General features: G+C 71.3%; 17 protein-coding genes. 10 read left to right on the top strand and 7 right to left on the bottom strand.

What is annotated here, in order from left to right:
* The first annotated feature begins 66 nt into the window (after positions 1-66).
* On the top strand, positions 67-1200 hold the full coding sequence (locus BEK98_RS40800; RefSeq protein WP_094221851.1) for a methyltransferase: 1134 nt from the start codon (positions 67-69) through the stop codon (positions 1198-1200).
* Here BEK98_RS40800 and BEK98_RS40795 read toward each other — a convergent pair.
* Together BEK98_RS40795 and BEK98_RS40790 are read right to left on the bottom strand one after the other, a co-directional pair.
* A complete protein-coding gene (locus tag BEK98_RS40795; RefSeq protein ID WP_094221850.1) occupies positions 1187-2059 on the bottom strand; it encodes a class II fructose-bisphosphate aldolase in 873 nt (290 codons plus the stop codon). The two genes, BEK98_RS40800 and BEK98_RS40795, sit on opposite strands and share 14 nt — an antisense overlap.
* A gap of 25 nt (positions 2060-2084) precedes the next feature.
* Complete coding sequence (locus BEK98_RS40790) at positions 2085-2966, bottom strand: SIS domain-containing protein (RefSeq protein ID WP_094221849.1); 882 nt, start codon at positions 2964-2966, stop codon at positions 2085-2087.
* A gap of 123 nt (positions 2967-3089) precedes the next feature.
* Between BEK98_RS40790 and BEK98_RS40785 the strand changes: the two genes are divergently transcribed.
* The gene (locus BEK98_RS40785; RefSeq protein ID WP_067010898.1) at positions 3090-3869 is read left to right on the top strand and encodes a DeoR/GlpR family DNA-binding transcription regulator; all 780 of its coding nucleotides are present in this window, start codon (positions 3090-3092) and stop codon (positions 3867-3869) included.
* A 17-nt stretch (positions 3870-3886) separates the two neighbouring features.
* Here BEK98_RS40785 and BEK98_RS40780 read toward each other — a convergent pair whose 3' ends face one another.
* The gene (locus BEK98_RS40780; RefSeq protein WP_167444372.1) at positions 3887-4282 is read right to left on the bottom strand and encodes a luciferase domain-containing protein; all 396 of its coding nucleotides are present in this window, start codon (positions 4280-4282) and stop codon (positions 3887-3889) included.
* Between the two features lie 256 nt (positions 4283-4538).
* Entirely contained in the window at positions 4539-5255 is a 717-nt protein-coding gene (locus BEK98_RS40775; protein ID WP_167444371.1) for a DUF899 domain-containing protein, read from the bottom strand.
* A 312-nt stretch (positions 5256-5567) separates the two neighbouring features.
* Here BEK98_RS40775 and helR point away from each other — a divergent pair, with 312 nt between their 5' ends.
* Positions 5568-7721: an RNA polymerase recycling motor ATPase HelR gene (helR, locus tag BEK98_RS40770; RefSeq protein WP_094221847.1), complete on the top strand. Its 2154-nt coding sequence runs from the start codon at positions 5568-5570 to the stop codon at positions 7719-7721.
* Between the two features lie 37 nt (positions 7722-7758).
* Here the strand turns inward: helR and BEK98_RS40765 are convergent, their stop codons facing one another.
* On the bottom strand, positions 7759-8430 hold the full coding sequence (locus BEK98_RS40765; RefSeq protein ID WP_208643373.1) for a nuclear transport factor 2 family protein: 672 nt from the start codon (positions 8428-8430) through the stop codon (positions 7759-7761).
* 307 nt (positions 8431-8737) lie between these two features.
* On the opposite strand from BEK98_RS40765, the gene BEK98_RS40760 reads away from it, so the two are divergent.
* The 5 genes from BEK98_RS40760 to BEK98_RS40740 all read left to right on the top strand — a co-directional run bounded on the left by BEK98_RS40760 (position 8738) and on the right by BEK98_RS40740 (position 13838).
* Positions 8738-9508: a DUF899 domain-containing protein gene (locus BEK98_RS40760; protein ID WP_094221845.1), complete on the top strand. Its 771-nt coding sequence runs from the start codon at positions 8738-8740 to the stop codon at positions 9506-9508.
* Between the two features lie 59 nt (positions 9509-9567).
* Positions 9568-10254, top strand: coding sequence for an SDR family oxidoreductase (locus BEK98_RS40755; RefSeq protein WP_094221844.1), 687 nt, complete (start codon positions 9568-9570; stop codon positions 10252-10254).
* 90 nt (positions 10255-10344) lie between these two features.
* Positions 10345-10587, top strand: a complete 243-nt coding sequence (locus tag BEK98_RS40750) for a hypothetical protein (RefSeq protein WP_208643372.1) — start codon at positions 10345-10347, stop codon at positions 10585-10587.
* A gap of 191 nt (positions 10588-10778) precedes the next feature.
* A complete protein-coding gene (locus tag BEK98_RS40745; protein WP_143684225.1) occupies positions 10779-11306 on the top strand; it encodes a hypothetical protein in 528 nt (175 codons plus the stop codon).
* Between the two features lie 15 nt (positions 11307-11321).
* Positions 11322-13838: a M48 family metalloprotease gene (locus tag BEK98_RS40740; RefSeq protein ID WP_107428321.1), complete on the top strand. Its 2517-nt coding sequence runs from the start codon at positions 11322-11324 to the stop codon at positions 13836-13838.
* A 57-nt stretch (positions 13839-13895) separates the two neighbouring features.
* Here the strand turns inward: BEK98_RS40740 and BEK98_RS40735 are convergent, their stop codons facing one another.
* Positions 13896-14942 (bottom strand): LacI family DNA-binding transcriptional regulator, encoded by a 1047-nt coding sequence (locus BEK98_RS40735; protein WP_094221841.1) that lies wholly within the window; start codon positions 14940-14942, stop codon positions 13896-13898.
* Between the two features lie 163 nt (positions 14943-15105).
* On the opposite strand from BEK98_RS40735, the gene BEK98_RS40730 reads away from it, so the two are divergent.
* Together BEK98_RS40730 and BEK98_RS40725 are read left to right on the top strand one after the other, a co-directional pair.
* A complete protein-coding gene (locus tag BEK98_RS40730) occupies positions 15106-16116 on the top strand; it encodes a sugar ABC transporter substrate-binding protein (RefSeq protein ID WP_094221840.1) in 1011 nt (336 codons plus the stop codon).
* Positions 16117-16165: 49 nt separating this feature from the next.
* Positions 16166-16909, top strand: coding sequence for a maleylpyruvate isomerase family mycothiol-dependent enzyme (locus BEK98_RS40725; protein ID WP_094221839.1), 744 nt, complete (start codon positions 16166-16168; stop codon positions 16907-16909).
* Between the two features lie 7 nt (positions 16910-16916).
* On the opposite strand, the gene BEK98_RS40720 is transcribed toward BEK98_RS40725, so the two are convergent.
* Positions 16917-17315, bottom strand: a complete 399-nt coding sequence (locus tag BEK98_RS40720; RefSeq protein WP_094221838.1) for a MarR family winged helix-turn-helix transcriptional regulator — start codon at positions 17313-17315, stop codon at positions 16917-16919.
* Positions 17316-17338: the final 23 nt, after the last annotated feature.

The following is a 17338-nucleotide window of genomic DNA, read 5'->3' as shown; positions in this document are numbered from 1 at the left end:
GCCCGAGCGCCGTCCGACCGGGCCTGAGCTGCGGCTCGGCTAGCCTGGGGGGCGATGAACGACCGTATGACGACTCCGTGGGGCGAGTTCGAGCTGTCCCGCTTCCCCGAGGATCCCCGCGACCCGCTGCGTGCCTGGGACGCCTCCGACGCGTACCTGCTGCGGCATCTGGCCGAGGAGGGGGTGCCGCTCTCGGGCGCGGTCGTGGTGGTCGGCGACCGCTGGGGCGCCCTCGTGACGGCGCTCGCGCGGCACCGGCCGACGCAGATCACCGACTCCTTCCTGAGCCAGGAGGCGACCCGGGCGAACCTGGCGCGGGCCGGCGTCGAGCCCGGTGCCGTGAGCCTGCTCACCACCCAGGACCCGCCGCCGGAGCGGGTGGACGTGCTGCTGGTGCGCGTGCCGAAGAGCCTGGCGCTGCTGGAGGACCAGTTGCTGCGGCTCGCTCCCGCCGTGCACGCGGACACGGTGGTCGTCGGCACCGGGATGGTGAAGGAGATCCACACCTCCACGCTGCAGCTGTTCGAGCGGATCCTCGGGCCGACCCGGACCTCGCTGGCCCGGCAGAAGGCCCGGCTGATCTTCTGCACCCCGGACCCGGCCCTGGAGCGGCCCGCGAACCCGTGGCCGTACGGCTACGACCTGCCGGAGGACATCGGCACGGTCTCCGGGCGCGCGGTCGTCAACCACGCGGGCGTCTTCTGTGCCGACCGGCTGGACATCGGCACCCGGTTCTTCCTCCAGCATCTGCCGGCCACGGGCGGCGGGCGGGTGGTGGACCTCGGCTGCGGCAACGGCGTCGTCGGTACGGCGGTGGCGCTGGCCGATCCGCAGGCCGAAGTGCTGTTCGTGGACGAGTCGTTCCAGGCCGTGGCCTCGGCGGAGGCGACGTACAAGGCCAACGGGGTGCCCGGGCACGCCGAGTTCCGGGTCGGGGACGGGCTGGCCGGGGTGGCGCCCGGCAGTGTGGACCTCGTCCTGAACAACCCGCCGTTCCACGCCCACCAGGCGACGACCGACGCGACGGCGTGGCGGATGTTCGCCGGGGCGAAGCGTGCGCTGCGCCCCGGCGGCGAGCTGTGGGTGATCGGCAACCGGCACCTGGGGTACCACGTCAAGCTGAAGCGGCTGTTCGGGAACAGCCGGCTGGTCGCGAGCGACCCGAAGTTCGTGGTGCTGAAGGCCGTCAAGCGGGGCTAGCACCGGGCTCTCGGCCCAGGACGCCGATGATGCGCGCGACCTCCCGGGCCATCGCCTCCCTGCCCACGCTGAGGTACTTGCGTGAGTCGACGGCCTCCGGGTGGGCGGCGAGGAAGTCCCGGATGGCGCTGGTCATGGCCGCGTTCAGGGCGGTGCCGACGTTGACCTTGGCGATGCCGCCCGCGACGGCGGCGACCAGGCCGTCGTCCGGCACGCCGGAGGACCCGTGCAGGACCAGCGGGACGGTCAGCGCGGCGGACAGCCGCTTGAGCAGTCCGTGGTCGAGGGCGGCGGAGCGGGTGGTCATGGCGTGCACGCTGCCGATGGCCACGGCGAGGGCGTCGACCTCGGCGCGGGCGACGAAGTCGCGCGCCTGGTCGGGATCGGTGCGCGCACCGGGTGCGTGGGGGTCCAGCGCGGGCCGGCCGTCCTTGCCGCCGACCTGCCCCAACTCCGCCTCGATCCACAGCCCTTGGGCGTGCGCCCAGTCGGCGGCGGCCCGGGTCGCGGCCAGGTTCTGGGCGTAGGGCAGGCGGGCGGCGTCGTACATCACCGAGCTGAACCCGGCGCCGTGCGCCTGGCGCAGCAGGTCGTCGCTCTGCACATGGTCGAGGTGCAACGCGACAGGTACGTCCGCGCGTTCGGCGGCGGCGACGGCCGCGCGGGCGAGCGGCAGGAGCCGTCCGTAGCGGAATTTGACGGCGTTCTCGCTGACCTGGAGGACCACGGGTGCGCCGGTGGACTCGGCGCCGGCTATGACGGCCTCGACGTGTTCCAGGGTGATGATGTTGAAGGCGGCGACGGCGGAGCGGGCTTCGGCGGCGCGGCTGACCAGCTCGCCGGTGGTCGCGAGGGGCACGGCTTGGCTCCCTTCCGGGGTGCGGTCAGTCGGCGAGGATCACCGAGCGGGTGAGGTGTCGCGGCCGGTCGGGGTCGAGGCCGCGGTGGGCGGCGACGGCGACCGCGAGGCGCTGGACGCGGACGAGTTCGGCGAGCGGGTCGAGCGTGCCCTCGACCCACCGGGCGCCCGTGGTGCGCACCTGTTCGCCGAGTCCGGGGGGCGCTTCGCCGAGCATCCAGGTCGCCGTGCCCTCGGTGGTGACACTGATCGGCCCGTGCCGGTACTCCATCGCCGGGTAGGCCTCGGTCCAGGACAGCGAGGCCTCCCGCATCTTCAGGCCGGCCTCGCTCGCGAGACCGACGGTCCAGCCGCGGCCCAGAAAGCTGAACTGGGTGCAGTCCACGAGCCCTTCGGGCAGAGGAGATACGAGGGCCGTGCGGGCGTCGGCGACGACGGCGTCGGTGTGCAGGCCGAGGTGGGCGCGCAGGAGGGTGACGGCGGTGGTCGCGAACCGGGTCTGGACGACGGAGCGCTCGTCGGCGAAGTCCAGCACGACGAGGTCGTCGGCGGCCGTCATCACGGGAGTGGCGGGGTCGGCGGTGAGGGCCGTCGTCCGCGTGGCCCCCCTCAACTGCCCGAGCAGGTCCAGCACTTCGGTGGTGGTGCCGGAGCGGGTGAGGGCGACGACCCGGTCGTACGACCGCCCGCGCGGGAACTCGGAGGCGGCGAACGCGTCCGTCTCCCCCAGCCCCGCGGCCTCCCGCAGCGCGGCCACCGCCTGCGCCATGAAGTACGACGTCCCGCACCCGACGATCGCGACCCGCTCCCCCGCACCCGGCAGCGCGTCGCCGTGCCGCCCCGCCTCCTCGGCCGCCCGTATCCAGCACTCGGGCTGACTGTTCAGCTCGTCCTCGACATGGCTCATGCCACACCCTCCCCTTGCTGATTGTTCCTGCAAGATATAGCGAGCTTTCGAGCACAATCAAGCATTCGAGCACAGGGAGGGGTGCGCTAGGGTCGCCGGAGAGACGGAGAACGGAGGCTGCGGATGTCCCGGGACGCCCGCTGGAAGGCGCTGCTGGAACTGCTCGTCGAGCGCGGTCGGCTGGAGGTCGAGGAGGCGGCGGCCGAGCTGGAGGTGTCGGCGGCGACGATCCGCCGGGACTTCGACCAGCTCGCCGAGCAGCAGATGCTGGTGCGCACCCGGGGCGGTGCCGTGGTGCACGGGGTGTCGTACGAACTGCCCCTGCGCTACAAGACGGCCCGCCGCGCCTCCGAGAAGCAGCGGATTGCCAAGGCGGTGGCGGATCTCGTGGCGCCGGGCGAGGCGGTCGGGCTGACCGGCGGCACGACCACCACGGAGGTGGCCCGCGCCCTGGCGGTGCGCGGCGACCTCGGCACCGGCTCGCCGGCGCTGACCATCGTCACGAACGCCCTCAACATCGCCAACGAGCTGGCGGTACGCCCGCAGTTCAAGATCGTGGTGACCGGCGGGGTCGCGCGCCCGCAGTCGTACGAACTCATCGGTCCGCTCGCGGACGGCGTGCTCGGCCAGATCACGCTCGACGTGGCCGTCCTCGGCGTGGTCGCGTTCGACGTCACGCACGGCGCGGCGGCACACGACGAGGCGGAGGCGGCGATCAACCGGCTGCTGTGCGAGCGCGCCGAGCGGGTGGTCGTGGCCGCCGACTCCAGCAAGCTCGGCCAGCGCGCGTTCGCCCGCATCTGCGCGGCGGAGCTGGTGGACACGCTCGTCACCGACACGGCGGTGGGGCAGGACACCGTGCGCCGCTTCGAGGAGGCGGGTATCCGGGTCCTCGCGGTGTGACGCTCCGGCGCGGGGCGTCAGAAGCCGCTGCGGTCGGCCTTCACGAACCCCGCGCCGCGCTGGTCGTTGCAGCCGGCCACCGCCTGGCCGGCCGGGTCGGGCCCGGCCTGCTGGGCCTGGAGCGCCACGCTCACGAGGGTCAGCAGCAGGTCGACGTCGCTCGCGGCGTCGAGCCTGAGGGTCACCCACTGCGAGCCCGGCACGATCCGGATGGCGCCCGTGTGCCTCAGGTCCTTGGCGAACCGGCGGATGGCCCGGTCGGTCAGCCGCAGATCGACATCACGGTCGGAGTGGAAGTGGGCGATCTCGCCCTGGGCCGAACGTACGGCCTGTCCCAGGCCGCAGCTCGGGACGGCCTGTCTCAGGTCCGGCCAGGTCGCCAGTTGCGCGAGCGCGCGCGAGGCCAACGTCATGAGGCCATCATGGCCTGCTCACCCGCCCGCAACCAGCTCGTGAGCAAGCATTAACCGACCTGTAGCCATGACCGTTCCGGACGCCGCCGGGTGTGTCCGCATCGCGAACAGGGGCCGTCCGAGGCCTGGTTGACCCCATCCGGCTTCACCGGGATCCGGAAATCATCGCTGGTCAGAGGTGCTTCAGGGGCACACTCCGCCTATCGGATGCTGTATGACGAACAGCCTCACGTGTGACAAACCCGCGCGCCTGTTCTCATTCCTCGGCGCCTCGGCGGGTGATGGCCAGCCACTCCGGCGCCTGCTCGGCGTCGCTGTAATTGTCGTGCCAGTTCCACCATGCGTACGGCGGGGTCTGGGGATAGCCCTCGGGCGAGTCCTCCCAGGTCTCCTGCCGTCCGAGCGCGGTCATGTCGAGATAGTTCCAGGTGCTCCCCATCGCCTCGTCACCGCGGTTGTTGATGAAATAGGTGCGGAACACCCGGTCGCCGTCACGGATGAACGCGTTCGTGCCGTGCCACTCGTCCACACCGAAGTCGGCGTCGAATGCGTCGGTCAGCGAGTACCAGGGAATCCTCCAGCCCATCCGTGCTTTCACCCGCTCGATGTCCGGCTGCGGCGCGCGCGAGACGAAGACAAGAGTGGTGTCGCGGGCATTCAGATGAGCCAGGTTGCCGACATGGTCGGCCACCATGGAGCAGCCGCGGCAGGCATGGCCGGGCCAGCCGAACACGCCGGGCTCGAAAAAGGCGCGGTAGACGATCAGCTGACGACGACCGGCGAACAGATCGAGCAGGGTCGCCCTGCCCTCGGGGCCGTCGAACTCGTACTCCTTCTCCACCGCCAGCCACGGCATGCGCCGACGCTTGGCGGCCAGTGCGTCACGGGCGTGGGTCAGCTGCTTCTCTTCCACGAGCAGCTGCCGGCGCGCGGCCTCCCACTCCTCCGACGAGACGATCGGGGGTGTCTTCATGGTGGCGTTCACCTTCCAGGGGGTGACCCGGGCACCGCTGCGGGCCCCGTACCTCCAGGGTCGAACGCCACCGACCCGCTCGCATCTTCGGCAGAGTGAAGGCGCGGGGTGAGGGCTTTTCGTGATGAAGAAGAATGCTCGCGACGAAGACAAAGAGGCGTACCCACTCCTTGCCACTTTCAACGTATAGCGCACAGGGGGGCTTGCGGCAAGGCCCCGGTCGTAGCGCAGAATCACTGGCCGAGGCCAGAACCTGAGGAAATGGGAGATTCACGAACTGTGCGTTCTTTTGTCGAAATCGGAGCTGGTGCCATGACCCCCCTGACCACCAGCGCGTTCGACCTTCCCGGCCATCTCGCCCCCAAGGCCGACCCGATGCTGATCGCCGGCGACGAGCGGCACTTCACGGCCGTCGCGGAGAGCCTCGAGCAGACGATCGCCGAACTGTCCGACCGGCTCGACGACTTGCGCAAGGCGCCCGGCGGCCTGGGCCGCGAGGCGATGGAGCGGGACGCGGAGATCCACCGGGTGACCGGTCGCCTGCGCACCTTGCGCCGCTACGGCCTGGACCTGTGCCTCGGACACATTGTCGGCGCGGACGACTCCGAGCCCGTGTACATCGGACGACTCGGCCTCACCGACAGCGCGGGTCGACGGCTGCTGATCGACTGGCGCTCCCCCGCGGCCGAGCCGTTCTTCGCGGCGACCCACGCCAGCCCGATGGGGCTGGCGAGCCGCCGCAGGTATCGGTGGACCCGGGGCCGGATCAGCGACTACTGGGACGAGGTGTTCGCCGCCGACGGCCTTGAGGGACACGCCGCGCTCGACGACCAGTCCGCCTTCATCGCCAGCCTGGGCAGCACCCGCTCGCCCCGGATGCGGGACGTACTCGCCACCATCCAGGCCGACCAGGACGCCATCATCCGGGCGGGATCCCGCGGGGCTCTCGTCGTCGACGGCGGTCCGGGTACGGGCAAGACCGTGGTCGCTCTGCACCGCTCCGCGCACCTCCTCTACTCCGACCCCCGCCTCGGTCACCGTCGGGGCGGCGTGCTGTTCGTCGGTCCGCACGAGCCCTACCTGGCCTACGTCGCCGACGTCCTGCCCAGCCTCGGAGAGGAGGGCGTGCAGACCTGCACCCTGCGGGACCTGGTCGCCGAGGGAGCCGGAGCGGCGGTCGAGGCCGATCCGGACGTGGCCCTGCTGAAGTCGTCCGCGGACATGGTGAAGGCGATCGAGAAGGCCGTCAGGTTCTACGAGGAGCCGCCCACGGTGGGGATGACGGTCACGACCGACTGGGGCGACGTCCGGCTGAGCGCCGAGGACTGGGCCGAGGCGTTCCAGGCTCCGGAGCCGGGCACCGCGCACAACGACGGTCGGGACCAGGTCTTCGAGGAGCTGGTCGCGATCCTGCTGGACAAGCTCGACAGGGAGGACGTCACCCTCGACCAGCTCCGCGCGGCGCTGCGGCGTGACGAGGAGCTGGTCACCACCCTGCACCGGGCCTGGCCGCTGCTAGAAGCGGCCGACCTCGTCGGGGACCTCTGGTCGGTCCCCGCCTACCTGCGCATGTGCGCGCCCTGGCTCGGCCCCGACGACGTACGCAAGCTGCGGCGCAAGGACGACCCGCAGGCCTGGACGGTGTCCGACCTGCCGCTCCTGGACGCCGCACGGCAGCGGCTCGGGGACCCGGAGGCGGCGCGGCGCAAGCGACGGCAGGAAGCCGCTCTCGCCGCCCAGCGTGAGCGCATGGCCCAGGTCGTCGACAATCTGATCGCGGCCGATCACGACGGCGAAGGCCTGATGACGCAGCTGCGCCGAGCGGACTTCCAGCGCAATCTGGTCGACGAGTCCGAGCTGCCCACGCTCGACCCGGACCTGCTCGCGGGACCGTTCGCGCACATCGTCGTGGACGAGGCCCAGGAACTGACCGACGCGGAGTGGCAGATGCTGCTGCTGCGCTGCCCGTCCCGGAGCTTCACCATCGTCGGGGACCGGGCCCAGGCCAGGCACGGGTTCACCGAGTCCTGGCGGGAACGGCTGGAAAGGGTCGGTTTCGACCGGATCGACGTGACCTCCCTGAGCATCAACTACCGGACGCCGGAAGAGGTCATGGCCGAGGCCGAGCCGGTCATCCGGGCCGCGCTCCCGGACGCCAACGTGCCGACCTCCATCCGCGCGACCGGCGTCCCCGTGGTCCAGGGATCCGTCGCGGAGCTGGACTCGGTCCTCGACGCGTGGCTCACCGCGCACGCCGACGGGATCGCCTGCGTGATCGGCGATCCCACGTTCCGGGCGGCGTCGCCCCGCGTGCGGTCGTTGACCCCGGAGCTGTCGAAGGGGCTCGAGTTCGACCTGGTCGTCCTCGTCGACCCGGAGGAGTTCGGCACGGGCATCGAAGGAGCGGTCGACCGCTATGTCGCGATGACCCGGGCGACCCAGCAACTCGTCATCCTCACGAGCTGACGTCGGCCGAGGGACACGGCGACTTGAACCCCATGACCTAGTCGCGGAGTGTTCTGGGCAGCCCGAACAGCGGGAAGCGGGTGACGGCGGAGATCCGGTCGCCCTCCAGGGTGAGCACCACCAGCCCGTACGGTGCGCGATCGGGCTGTGGGGGGTCGCAGAGGTAGGAGCCGAACGCGGGCCGGCCGTTCGCGCGCGTGGGTACGAGACGGAACGCCTGACCGCCCCACCGGGGGAGGGTCCGGTAGAACCGGGAGATGGCCGCGTGTCCCTGGTACTCCAGGGGCTCGGGCGGCATCGTCAGCCACGCGTCCTCGGTCAGCAGCGCGACGAGCCCGTCGACGTCGGAGTTCTCCAGCGCGTCCACGAACCGCCCCGCGAGCCGGCGTTCACGCGGTGAGCGGGGCAGCGGCGCCCGGTCGCGGTCGCGTGCGGGCCTTTGGTCGTCGAGGCTCGTACGCGCCCGCTGCAGGGCGCTGTTCACCGAGACTCCGCTGCTGCCGAACAGGTCGGCCACCTCGGCCGTACGGAAGCCGAGCACGTCGCGCGGCGGCAGGCGCTGGAGTCCGGCCACGAAGGACAGCGCCGGCGCCTCCCTCGTCTCGTAGCGGGCCTCCGGTCCCGGGGCGGTGTCCGGCAGGTCCTCCAGCAGGGCGTCCGAGTAGGGCTCGAACCGGGCCGGTTCGGAGCGGCGCGTGGGCTCGGGCACGTCGAGCGGAGGACGGGCCGGCTGCCGCGGCTGCGGTTGGCGGCCCGTGTCGCGCAGCGCGTTCAGGCAGCGGTTGGTCGCGATGGGTACAGCCAGGCCCGTACCCCCTGACGAACATCGCGGCTGGTGCACTCCTGATCACCAGAGGTAATCGCGACGTCGGCCGGGAGCCCGTTGCGCGGGCCATCTTCGGCGGGGCGGAGAAGGATGAAGGTGCAGCCGGCGAGGCTCTCGGGGGCGGAACGTGCCAGGTCGCGCCCTTCTGCGTTCCCTGCCCGACGCCACCGATGTGAGAGCGAGAGAGACCATGACCGACCACAAGACCGGAACACATGAGGAGTGGCTCGCCGCCCGGCTGGACCTGCTCGCGGCCGAGAAGGCCCTGACGCGCCAGAGCGACGAAGTGGCGCGGCAGCGGCAGGAGCTGCCCTGGGTCCGCGTCGAGAAGGAGTACCGCTTCGAGACCGACAAAGGCACGGCCTCGCTGGAGGACCTCTTCGACGGACGCTCGCAACTCCTCGTCTACCACTTCATGTTCGGCCCCGACTACAAGGCGGGGTGCCCGTCCTGCTCGGCCATCGCGGACGGCTTCGACGGCTCCGTCGTCCACCTCGCGCATCACGACGTCACGCTCTGCGCGGTGTCACGGGCCCCGCTCGCGAAACTGCGGACGTACAAGGAGCGGATGGGCTGGAGCTTCCCCTGGGCGTCGTCGTACGGCAGTGACTTCAACCACGACTTCGGAGTGGCGCACACCGAGGAGGAGTGGCGGTCGGGAGCCGTCACCTACAACTACCGCGAGAACCGGGACTTCCGGCTGCCGCCCGGCGAACAGGGCACCCGGCTGGCCGAGTTCGCGGCGACCGTGGGCACGGACTGGGACACCTACCGGCGCGAGGGACCGGGCATGAGCGCGTTCGTGCGCGAGGACGGCGTCGTGTACCACACCTACTCGACGTACGAGCGCGGCCTCGACGGCCTCTGGGCCATGTACCAGTGGCTCGACCGCGCACCGCTGGGCCGCAACGAGACCGGCCTGTGGTGGCACCGCCACGACGAGTACGACAACGACGAGTAGGACAACCCGGGATCCGCGCGGGGGACATCCGCGGCTTCTCCCGATCACGAAGGAACGTCATGACCATCCGCAACGCCCTTGTCATCGGTGCCGGCGGCGACGTCGGCCGTGCCACCACCGACGCCCTCACCGCCGCCGGAGCCCGCGTCCTGGCCGCCAGCCACGAGCGGGACGCCACGGATCCCGCACAGGTCGCCGCGCTCCTCGCCGAGGCCGACCCGGACCTCGTCGTGGTCGCCGCGGGTACCCGCCCGCGGATGGCGCCGGTCGACGAACAGAGCTGGGAGCCGTTCTCGGCCCCGTGGAACGTCGATATGAAGATCGCCTTCGAGGTCGGCCGTGCCGCCCTGGTACGCCCGCTGCGTGCGCACTCGACCGTGGTGATCGTGTCGAGCGGCGCCGCGCTCGGCGGCTCGCCGCTGTCGGGCGGCTACGCGGGCGCCAAGCGGATGCAGATGTTCCTGGCCGACTGCCTGCAGTCCGCCGCCGACGCCCGCGGACTCGGGATCCGGTTCGTCGCCCTGGTCCCGGGCCGGCTACTGGCCGGCACCCCGATCGGCGAGGCCGCGGCCGCCGCGTACGGCGCCGGGACCGGCCAGTCGGCCGAGGCCTACCTGAAGGAGCACTTCCCGGTACCACTCGGCCCGGCCGGGGTCGCCCGCGCCATCGTGTCGATCGCCGCCGACGAGGAACACCGCCACAGGACACTGCTGGCCGTGACGGGCAAGGGACTTGAGGCGATCTGACCCCTGTGCCGCAAGGGGATTTGTTGCGAACACAAACAAATGCCGAGCGCCCAGCGCGAACCCTGCGCACTGCGCGCTTACTATCCGGTCATGGCAGACATCCCGGACGAATTGATCAAGCTGGAACGTTCCGCCGAAGAGGAGCGGGCAAGGTTGGCCGGCCTGACCGGCGACGAGTACGACGAGCAGTGGCGCCGCTGGCGTACGGCGTCGGAGGCCGTGCAGGCGGCGATCACCGCGCACGCCGAGGCGACCGAGGCCAGCCGGTACGAGGTGGAGCAGGCGGTGAAGTGTGCGGTGCGGCACGCACAGGAGGATCCGGCTGTCGAGTAGCCGGCACTGTCCTGGTGCGCTCCCCCCATGTGCGCATTGCGCCCCACAGCGCAGCCGTGCGCCCAGAGAGGCAAGGCGATCTGTTTCGGTCAGCGGCGCGGGCCTTGATAATGACGTGACGTCATGGGTGGGTCACGGACGGGGGAGGAACTGTGGCGCGCAGACGGGCACTCGACGCACCCCATCGAGAAGTGATCACGGAAATCGCCAGGGATGTGATCAAGGAATTAGCCCCGGAAGAAGTGCCGATGTTCTCGGCGGTCAGCCAGGCATACTTCGCCGATCCTCGACGGGCGGTGTCCGGAAAGGGGTCACGGAGGTCGCCGCTCGGGTTCGGATCCGAAGCGGTCGAACTCATCCTGACGCCGGTCGTCCTGGCCGCCACGGCCAAAGCCGTCGAATGCCTGGCGGAAATCCGCTTCCAGCACGTCACGAGGGAAGGCACCGTCTCGGCCCTGCGACGGATCTTCCGTGTCGGACAGCGCTCGCAGGGCGCACCCGCACCGGATGACGCCGCCGAGGACGCACCCGCACCGGACGACGCCGCCGAGGGCGCATCCTCCGGGACCGCCGCCATCGAATTGCGGCAGGAGGACATCGAACCGCTCAGGCACGTGGTGGAAACGACCCTCCACGACTGTGGGGTCGCTCCGGAGAGTTCCCGGCTGATAGCGGACGCGATCATAGGCCGGTGCCGCGCTCCGCGGCCGACCGGCTAGCACCGCGGCACCGCCATGACCACGAACAGAGAAGCATTCACCGGGCGGCGTGCCGGACAGGAGGCGTCACCCGGGCTTCCCGGCGGTACGACCAGCCGGTTCGTCCTTCTGATCGCGGCTGTGGGTGCGGGTGGGCTGTATGTGTTCCTTCAGGCCTACTTCCTCGTCCCGCAGAACGCGGACTATTTCTTCGGCACCTTCAGCCGGTGCTTCCAGGACCGCCGGATCTCGCTCCCGGACCAGACCAACCAGGGCTACGAGGAGTCGCGGCGCCTGTTGTCTGCCTGTCAGCAGCCTGCCTTCGTCGACCAGGCGCAGTGGGTCGGCATCGGGTTCCTGCTGCTGTGCGCCGTGTCGTTGGCTTGTTACCTCTCGCACCCCTGGTGGGTGACCCGCAGCAGGTGCGAAAGATTTCCGGCCCTGCCGAGCCTGCGCTCGCGGACGCTGTCGCGGTTTCCCTCGAAGGACAAGCCGGAAGAGCGGGAGATGGCGGAGTACCTCGCCGATCTGTGCCGCGCGGTCGACGTGCAGCCCGAGCCCGTCTGGCTGCTGGACGCTTGGGCAGATTCGAAGAACGGGCTCACCTTCGGCCTGCCCCGGCGACGGTGCGTCATCATCGATGACGGTCTGGCGAAGTGTTTCCACGCCGATCGCGACCTGTTCCGCGCCGTGATCGTGCACGAACTGGCGCACCTGCGCAATCGCGACGTGGACAAGACCTATCTGGCCTTCGGCATCGGGTGGGCTTTCCTGATCGTCGCGGTGATGCCCTTCGGAGCGCTGGCCCTGCACAGTGCCTGGTCCGGCGGGCCACCCGTGCTCCCTTCAGGCGCCCTGCAGTACCTCGTGGACGCGCCGCATGCCCTGGGGCTGGCAGCCGCCCTCACCCTGCTCGTCCGCCTGGTGCGGAACTCGGTCCTGCGGGCCCGCGAGTTGCACGCCGACGCCACGGCTGCGGCGCAGGTCGGGTACGAGGGGGCAGCGGCGATCCCCCGGGGGCTACCGGACCGGCCCACCTCGGGCCAAGGCTCCGCACGCGCCGCCTTCGCCCGGCTCACCCGCCGGCTGGGGTACTGGCCGACGCCCGAGACGCGGCAGCGCGTCCTGCGCGAACCGGCCCTGCTCACCCGCCCGACCGTGTGGGAGATGCTGGCTGCCGGAGTCGTGGCGGGCGTCTTCACAGCCAGCGCCGATGACCTGGTGGACACCCTGTTCCGGCTGCTCCTGGGCAAACTCAACACCCTTGCGGGCAACCTGGCGGTCGGCTGCGCCATCGGCGCCGCACTCACGGGAGTGCTCGCCGCAGCCGTGTGGCGCGCCGTCGCGGCGTCCGACCTGGAACCCCGGTCCCCCAGGGCCGCATGGCCGGCGCTTCCCACCGGACTCGTCGGGGGGTACCTCGCCGGAGCCAGCCTGCCTCTGATCACGGACGGAACCGAGCTGCCTGCCACCACGATCGAGGTCCAGGGCTTTGCCTGGCTGCTGAGAACGGGACCGGTTCTGCTGGCCGGGGCCGTGTGCGTCACGGTCTGGCTCGTCTCCGCGGCGCGCGGCCTGCTTCCCCGGGCCCGGGGTCGGAGAGCCCTGTACGCGGTGGTGGCCACGTCCGTCGTCTCCTTCGCCCCGTGGTTCGCCGTCTGGTACTCCCTCCGGCGAGTCGACGCGAGCAACGCGTTCCAGCCCGTCCTGGGGGACGCCCCGGACATCGGCTCCTCGATCGGCTGGTACACGGTGCTCGGCCGCTGGACGGGCTTCACCTGGACGCCGCTCACCGTGCAGGGACAGCTCCCGACCGCCCTGGTGGGCCTGATGCTGCTCTGGCTCGTGCCGCTCGCCTTCCTCCTGTTCTCCGGCAGGGTGAGCGGCACCGATGCGGAGGTCCGGCCACAGATCGGGGCGGCTCTGCTCGTGGGCCTGGCCGGCGGGATCTCCGTGGTCGCCGCCGGCACGGCTCTGCCGTTCCTCGCGCGCACCGCACTGCCGCCGGCTGTCCTGCACTACTCCGGAACGCAGCAGGACACGGGGTTCCCGGCCGTCTACTGGCACACCTACATCGCCCTCGCATGCGTCGCCCAGGGTGCCGTGGCCATGGTGCTCTCCGCGACTGTCCGAAGGCACCGGCCCGCACTGGTGCTGGCCGCCGTATCGCTGACCGCGCTGGCGGCGGCTCTCGGCCGCGCGCCGGCCTTCGCGGTGGTCGGCTGTACCCGCCTCTTCGGCGCGTCCGCCCGCCACTGTTCCGTCCCGTTCGATCCCGAGGTCCTCGCGGGGGACCTGCGGATCATCACCCTGCGCGGGCTGCTGGCCGTAGTTCCCGCAGCCTTGCTGGGAGCCGCCGCAGGAGCGCTCGCCCGGAGCCGGATCCCCGCACCGCGCGACACGCGCCCAGCGGGCGGGTGCCGGATACCTGCCCGGATCCTCGCCCGGACCCTGCCCACGGCCTTCGTCGTCCTCGTCGCAGCCGACGTCGCTTCCGTGGCTCTCGCACTCCCCGCGGACCAGTACGCCTGGGAGATCTGGCTCAGAGGCTGACACCTCACGGCCGCGGCCGGCCGGCCTCACGCACGCCGGCCACGACAGCCGACCCCGTCAGACCGCCGGTCCCGTACTCCCCCTGATCACGAGGCGCGGTGCCAGCACGACCTCGCGCGGCTCCTCGCGTCCCTCGTCGAGCCGCTCCACGGCCGCCCGGACCGCGTGCCGCGCCTGGTCCTCCGCGCTCTGGCTGACCGTCGTGAGATCGACGAGGCTCAGCCGGGAGAGCGCGTCGTCGTCGTAGCCGGCGACCGAGACCCGGCCGGGGACGGCCACGCCCGCACGGGCCAGGGCGGCGAGGACGCCGATGGCGCACTGGTCGTTGAACGCCACCACGGCGGTGGGCAGTTCGCCCTCGTCGAGCAGGTGCCGGGCCGCGCGTTCCCCGGACCGCTCGGTGTTGTCGCCGGACAGGATCCGGACGTGCTGGGCGAGGCCGTGCCGGCGCATGGCGTCCCGGTAGCCGCGGCGCCGGTCGGTGGCGATGACGCCCTTGCCGCCGTCGACGTGGGCGATCGAGCGGTGCCCGAGCGCGACCAGATGGTCGACGACCTGGCCGACCCCGTCGTCGTCCGCGGTCCGTACGACGTCGAGCTGGGCGCCGGGGATACGGCGGCCCACGGCGACCACGGGCGCCTTGCGGTGCAGGGCGGCGAGCGTGTCGGCGGGGGCGACCGGGCCGAGCAGGATGAGCGCCTCGCTGCGGAAGGCGAGCAGGGTCTCGACGGCGGTGTGCTCGTCGCGGGTGCGGGTCTGGGTGCTCAGCACCAGGTCGTAGCCGAACTCCTCGGCCGCCGTGTGCAGGTGCTCGACGAGTTCGGCGTGGAACGGGCTGTGGACGTCGACCATGACACCGAGCAGCCGGCTGCGTCTGCTGGCCAGCAGGCTGGCCGTGCGGTCGGGCTGGTACCCGAGGTCGGCGGCGGCCTTCAGGACGCGCTGCCGGGTGCGCTCGCTCGGGCCGGGCACCCCGCGCAGGACCAGGGACACCGAGGCGGTGGACAGGCCCACCCGCGCCGCCACGTCCTCCAGCCGGGGGCGGGAACCTGCGTCGGCCACTGATCCTCCTGCCGGATTCTCCTGCTGCGACACCCTTGACATGTCGGCGAAACCGGTCCGATAGTACCAGCACTTAAAGCGTTTTAAAAGGTTCTGTTGCCTGGACAAAGATTCGGGTGGAACGCTGACAAAGAGTCCTGTGGAACGCTGATGAAGATCCCAGCGGAACGCCGATGACGACGAAGCACAGCGAGGTGCACGCGCCATGAACCACCGTCTCACCCGCAGCATCACCCCCGTCCTCGCCACGGCCACGGCGGCGACCCTGGTCCTCGTCGGCTGTTCCAGCAGCTCCGGCGGCAAGAAGGCCGAGGAGGCGGCCGGCCGGGCGTCGGCCGGGAAGGCCACGACCCCCCGGATGACGATCGCGATGGTCACCCACGCGCCCGCCGGCGACACCTTCTGGGACACCATCCGCAAGGGCGCCGAGGCCGCCGCGGCCAAGGACAACGTGAAGCTGATCTACTCGAACAGCGAAACGGCCGCCACCCAAGCCACCCTCGTGCAGAACGCGATCGACCAGAAGGTCGACGGCATCGCGGTGACCCTGGCCAAGCCGGACGCGATGAAGGCCGTGGTCGCGAAGGCCGAACAGGCCGGCATCCCGGTCGTCGGCCTCAACGCCGGGCTGGCCGAGTGGAAGAAGCAGGGGTTGCTGGAGTTCTTCGGACAGGACGAGTCCGTCTCCGGCCAGGCGCTCGGTACGAAGCTGAACGGGACCGGCGCGAAGCACGCCGTGTGCGTGATCCAGGCGCAGGGCGACGTCAACCTGGAGGACCGGTGCAAGGGCGTGCAGAAGACGTTCAACGGCACGACGGACACGCTCTACGTCAACGGCACCGACATGCCGTCGGTGAGGTCCACGATCACCGCCAAGCTGAAGCAGGACAGCTCGATCGACTACGTCGTCACGCTCGGCGCCCCCTACGCGCTGACGGCCGTGCAGTCGGTGTCGGAGGCGGGCAGCAAGGCGAAGGTCGCGACCTTCGATCTCAACAAGGAGTTGGTCAACGCGGTCAAGAACGGCAGCATCCAGTTCGCCGTCGACCAGCAGCCGTACCTCCAGGGCTACTTGGCGGTCGACTCGCTGTGGCTCTACAAGACCAACGGCAACTACAGCGGCGGCGGTGAGGAGCCGGTGCTGACCGGTCCGGCCTTCGTCGACAAGTCCAACGTCGACACCATCGCCCGGTTCGCCGCCCAGGGAACCCGCTGAGCCGGGATCGGGCGCCTTCGAGCCCGCTCCATCCGGCACACTCGGCCCCATGGAGACTGCCGAATTCCTCGAGATCCTGGACCGGGAGGGCCGGCTGCTGGCCGCGGCGGCCGAGCGGGCGGGTACCGACGCCAAGGTGCCGACCTGCCCGGAGTGGCAGGTCAGGGACCTACTGCGGCACACGGGCGCGGTGCACCGGTGGGCCACGGCGTTCGTCGCCGACGGGCACACCGCACCGCGCCCCTTCGCCGACGGCCCGGATCTGGACGGCGCCGGGCTGGTGGCCTGGTACCGAGACAGCCACCGCCTGCTGGTCGAGACCCTGGCCGCCGCGCCGGCCGACCTGGAGTGCTGGACCTTCCACCCGGCCCCCTGCCCGTCACCACTGACGTTCTGGACCCGGCGGCAGGCGCACGAGACGGCCGTCCACCGTTACGACGCCGAGGCCGCGCGGGGCGGTACGCCATCGCCGATCGCGACGGAGTTCGCGGCCGACGGCATCGACGAGCTGCTGCGCGGCTTCCACGCCCGGTCCCGCAGCCGGATCCGCACCGAGCGGCCGCGCACGCTGCGGGTGCGGGCGGTGGACGCGGGTGCGGACGCGGTGTGGACCGTACGGCTGTCGGCGGAGCCGCCTGTCACCTCGCGGGACGGATCCGGGGAGGCGGAAGCCGAACTGGCGGGCCCTGCCGACCAGTTGTACCTGGCACTGTGGAATCGGACGCCGGTGCCGAGCGTGACGGGTGATCCCTCTCTCGCGACGCTGTGGCGGGAGCGGTCCGGGATCGTCTGACGTCCCGTCAGCCTTCCTCGGTCAGCATCCGGGCCAGCACCGCGCGCTGCATCGGCCGTACCTCGCCGTGCAGCGCGCGCCCCTTGTCCGTGAGCACCACGCGCACCCCGCGCCGGTCCTCCGGACACATGGCCCGCTCGACGAGGCCGTCCTTCTCCAGGCGGCCGATCAGCCGGGACAGCGCGCTCTGGCTCAGATGGACCCGCTCCGCGATCTCCTGGACGCGACAGGCGCCACCGCCGCCCGATCCCGCGCACTCGGCGAGCACGTCGAGGACCTCGAAGTCGCTGGCGCACAGGCCGTGTCCGTGCAGGGTCCGGTCCAGCTCGCACTGGGTGCGGGCATGCAGCGCGAGCATGTCCCGCCACTGCTCCACAAGCGCCTGCTCAGGCCTGTTCGCTGCCATGAGCGCACCGTAGCAGAGAAACG

Source organism: Streptomyces diastatochromogenes (assembly GCF_002242805.1).
Taxonomy (GTDB): Bacteria; Actinomycetota; Actinomycetes; order Streptomycetales; family Streptomycetaceae; genus Streptomyces; species Streptomyces diastatochromogenes.
The sequence above is the reverse complement of the archived record's forward strand: the minus strand, read 5'-3'. Positions and strand labels throughout refer to the sequence as shown.

Excerpts from the sequence above, each read along its gene's own strand:
- BEK98_RS40800 (WP_094221851.1), top strand. The coding sequence starts at position 67 with ATGACGACTCCGTGGGGCGAGTTCGAGCTGTCCCGCTTCCCCGAGGAT.
- BEK98_RS40790 (WP_094221849.1), bottom strand. The coding sequence starts at position 2,966 with ATGAGCCATGTCGAGGACGAGCTGAACAGTCAGCCCGAGTGCTGGATA.
- BEK98_RS40785 (WP_067010898.1), top strand. The coding sequence starts at position 3,090 with ATGTCCCGGGACGCCCGCTGGAAGGCGCTGCTGGAACTGCTCGTCGAG.
- BEK98_RS40780 (WP_167444372.1), bottom strand. The coding sequence starts at position 4,282 with ATGACGTTGGCCTCGCGCGCGCTCGCGCAACTGGCGACCTGGCCGGAC.
- BEK98_RS40775 (WP_167444371.1), bottom strand. The coding sequence starts at position 5,255 with ATGAAGACACCCCCGATCGTCTCGTCGGAGGAGTGGGAGGCCGCGCGC.
- helR (WP_094221847.1), top strand. The coding sequence starts at position 5,568 with ATGACCCCCCTGACCACCAGCGCGTTCGACCTTCCCGGCCATCTCGCC.
- BEK98_RS40760 (WP_094221845.1), top strand. The coding sequence starts at position 8,738 with ATGACCGACCACAAGACCGGAACACATGAGGAGTGGCTCGCCGCCCGG.
- BEK98_RS40755 (WP_094221844.1), top strand. The coding sequence starts at position 9,568 with ATGACCATCCGCAACGCCCTTGTCATCGGTGCCGGCGGCGACGTCGGC.
- BEK98_RS40750 (WP_208643372.1), top strand. The coding sequence starts at position 10,345 with ATGGCAGACATCCCGGACGAATTGATCAAGCTGGAACGTTCCGCCGAA.
- BEK98_RS40740 (WP_107428321.1), top strand. The coding sequence starts at position 11,322 with ATGACCACGAACAGAGAAGCATTCACCGGGCGGCGTGCCGGACAGGAG.
- BEK98_RS40735 (WP_094221841.1), bottom strand. The coding sequence starts at position 14,942 with ATGTCAAGGGTGTCGCAGCAGGAGAATCCGGCAGGAGGATCAGTGGCC.
- BEK98_RS40730 (WP_094221840.1), top strand. The coding sequence starts at position 15,106 with ATGAACCACCGTCTCACCCGCAGCATCACCCCCGTCCTCGCCACGGCC.
- BEK98_RS40725 (WP_094221839.1), top strand. The coding sequence starts at position 16,166 with ATGGAGACTGCCGAATTCCTCGAGATCCTGGACCGGGAGGGCCGGCTG.
- BEK98_RS40720 (WP_094221838.1), bottom strand. The coding sequence starts at position 17,315 with ATGGCAGCGAACAGGCCTGAGCAGGCGCTTGTGGAGCAGTGGCGGGAC.